3 protein-coding genes and 1 pseudogene are annotated in these 2,977 nt (G+C 39.6%); all 4 read left to right on the top strand.

Annotated elements, in window-relative coordinates; all coding sequences use genetic code 11:
- A pseudogene (locus tag Q1V93_RS12570) lies at positions 1-266 on the top strand (uracil-DNA glycosylase family protein); the annotation flags it as partial.
- A gap of 164 nt (positions 267-430) precedes the next feature.
- Positions 431-823 carry a hypothetical protein gene (locus tag Q1V93_RS12565; RefSeq protein WP_300665199.1) on the top strand — a complete coding sequence of 131 codons (393 nt, stop codon included), beginning with the start codon at positions 431-433 and terminating at the stop codon, positions 821-823.
- 211 nt (positions 824-1,034) lie between these two features.
- Positions 1,035-2,072, top strand: coding sequence for a uroporphyrinogen decarboxylase (gene hemE / locus Q1V93_RS12560; RefSeq protein WP_300665198.1), 1,038 nt, complete (start codon positions 1,035-1,037; stop codon positions 2,070-2,072).
- Between the two features lies 1 nt (position 2,073).
- Positions 2,074-2,977, top strand: a 904-nt coding sequence (locus Q1V93_RS12555) for a hypothetical protein (RefSeq protein WP_300665197.1), incomplete at its 3' end; no start/stop codon positions are given.

Below are 2,977 nucleotides of genomic sequence, written 5' to 3'. Positions count from 1 at the left end.
TTTCTCATGCCAATCAAGGGTGGGAAAGATTTACGGATGAAGTGATTCAAACCATCAATTATGAATTGGAAGGTGTGATTTTTGTTTTGTGGGGTTCTCCCGCTCAGGCAAAAGCTTCGCGGGTGGATACCAATAAGCATATTGTTTTAAGAGCACCTCATCCTTCTCCGCTTTCAGCTTATCGTGGTTTTTTTGGCAGTAAGCCTTTTTCGACTATTAATGGTATTTTGGAAAAGCAGGGAAAGCGTGTGATTCAATGGGTTTGAGGGGTGAGTTGAGGGGTTTCGCGCGCTCACATGAATATACTCTAAAAAAAGTTAATCACCCTTCTAGGGTTATAAACCCTAGAACAATTTTGGTGCTTTGAAACGGATGTTTTTTTGTTGGATTTCCCAATCCTTCCTTTTAATTTCATTCTAAAATCACATTCATGGAAGCAACATACATCTATCACATTCACAATTCTTCCGTTCAACCAGAATTGTTATTCAGACAATCGGAAGATTACACGCTGTTTCAAAAGAAAATTCAAAAATACCTGGAACCCATCGGACAATTGCATGCTTTAAAATTATCACCAACCGAATTTCACCTTGTAATTGAATTCAATGATCTCCGGATTTTAAAAAGCCAGGCAAGACAGCCTTTTCAATCAAATAAATTTCTAAGTCGAAGATTAGCCGATTTATTCAATAGCTATGCTCAATCCTACAATAAAAAACACCAGCGAAAAGGAGCACTTTTTCAAAAAAACTTCAAACGGTCAGAAATTACCGACCACGAGCATTTAGCTGAAGTAATAGAAGAAATTGCTTGTGAATAAACATGCTTGTTTCCCGATTGTCATTTCCGCATTGATGTTGGTCATACTTCAATCTTCAAAAGCTTACGCTTATCCATCGTCACTTCCGCTCTAACGTTTGTCGTCATTCAGTCTTCAAAAGCTTACGCTTACTCCCTCATCACTTCCGCTCTAACGTTTGTCGTGATTCAGTCTTCAAAAGCTTACGCTTTTTCTTCTTATTTTTGCACCGATGAATTTGCAAAATGATTTAATCTTACGCGCTGCAAAAGGCGAAGATATTGAGAGATACCCTGTTTGGTTAATGCGTCAGGCAGGTCGAATTTTACCTGAATACCGTGCTGTTCGTGAAAGCGTCAGCGGATTCAAAGAATTGGTTGAAAACCCGGCCTTGGCGGCGGAGGTAACTATTCAGCCCGTTGATATCCTGGATGTGGATGCAGCAATTATCTTTTCAGATATTTTAGTTGTTCCGGAAGCGATGAACATTCCGTACCAGATGATCGAAAAAAGAGGTCCCTGGTTTGAACACACTATTCGTTCGGAGGAAGAAGCAAAACGTCTTGAGTTTGATTTCGATGTGGAGGATCGCCTGGGTTATGTCCTGGAAGCGATCAAACTAACCGTAAAACAATTGAACGGGCGCGTTCCCGTTATCGGTTTTGCAGGTGCTCCGTGGACGATTTTGTGTTACATGGTAGAAGGTCACGGCTCCAAAACATTCAGCGAAGCACGAAAATTGTTGTATACAAATCCTGCTTTGGCACATAGATTGCTACAGCACATCACAGATGTTACCATTGCGTATTTAAAAGCGCAGGTTAAAGCCGGAGCAAGTATGATACAAGTTTTCGATTCATGGGCAGGAATTTTAGGAACGGAGCAGTACGCGACTTTTTCGATTCCTTATTTGTCTCAAATTGCATCTGCAATTGAAGATGTTCCTGTGACTTTGTTCTCGAAAGGTGCTATTACTTCGATTCCTGCTTTGGCAAAATTAGATTGTAACACGATTGGGCTCGACTGGAACATGGATATTCCGGCAATGAGGTCTTTGATAGGAGATTCACGAACGCTTCAAGGTAATTTGGACCCTTGTGCATTATACGGTTCTCACCAAAGTATTGAAACAGAAACAATAAAAATGTTAAATTCGTTCGGCAATAATCAAAGACATATTGTTAACTTAGGCCACGGTGTTTATCCGGATGTCGACCCAGAAAAGGTTAAAACATTCATTAAAACTGTAAAATCTTATGAAACCAAATAGTATGAAGCTAAGACAACTTGTTGCATTAAGCGCTTTAATCGGCTTGCCTTTTATTGCTGGTGCACAAAAGGGAGAAAACCTTGTAGACAACGGAGGATTTGAGTCCAATGCAGGGAAACCTAAAAAACTGGGACAGATTGATTTGGCTGTAGGCTGGAAATCTCCGACAGGTGCCAGAGCAGATTATTTCTTGAGTGATTCAAAAGTTCCCGAAAATGGTGCTCCCGAAAATGCTTTCGGAAAAGAAGCGCCGAAAGAAGGTGAAAACTATGCCGGAATTGTAGCTTTTTCATATGGAAACAAGATGCCGAGAACATACATTATGACTAAATTAAAAACACCTTTGAAAAAAGATGTTACTTATTGTATTTCGTTCTACGTTTCTATGTCTGAAGCTTCTAAATATGCTTGCAACCAAATCGGAGCAAACATTTCGAAGAAAGAATTCGGTACGGATCAAAAAGTTCACCTGATTGATCAGACTCAAATTTTGCACCCGGATAACAAGGTATTCAATGCTTCTTACGGTTGGGAAAAAGTATGTGCTTCATACAAAGCCGAAGGTGGTGAAAAGTTTTTAACGATTGGAAACTTCACGAAAGATGAAGATACCAAGTACGAGACAAACAAAAAACCGAAAGATTCAAAAATCACGCAAATTGTCGGAGCTTACTATTACATTGATGATGTAGCAGTGATCATGTTGGATAAAGACGAAGAATGTCAGTGTTACTCGGACGATAAAGACAAAAATGAGTTGTCTACAACGGTTTACATGAAACAAGTTGCTGATAATGACAAAATGTCTACCAAAGAGCGTATCGAGAAACAAGAAATTTATTTCGGATTCGGAAAAACATTCTTAACGCCTCAGGCAAAAGCAGCTTTGGATATCGTTGCGAAAG

Origin of the sequence: Fluviicola sp. (assembly GCF_030151805.1) — a bacterium.
Lineage (GTDB): Bacteria > Bacteroidota > Bacteroidia > Flavobacteriales_D > Crocinitomicaceae > Fluviicola.
Note: the sequence above shows the minus strand (reverse complement) of the source record. Positions and strands in the feature narration are given on the sequence as shown.

Coding starts and splice junctions, on each gene's coding strand:
- hemE (WP_300665198.1), top strand. CDS start 1,035: ATGAATTTGCAAAATGATTTAATCTTACGCGCTGCAAAAGGCGAAGAT.
- Q1V93_RS12565 (WP_300665199.1), top strand. CDS start 431: ATGGAAGCAACATACATCTATCACATTCACAATTCTTCCGTTCAACCA.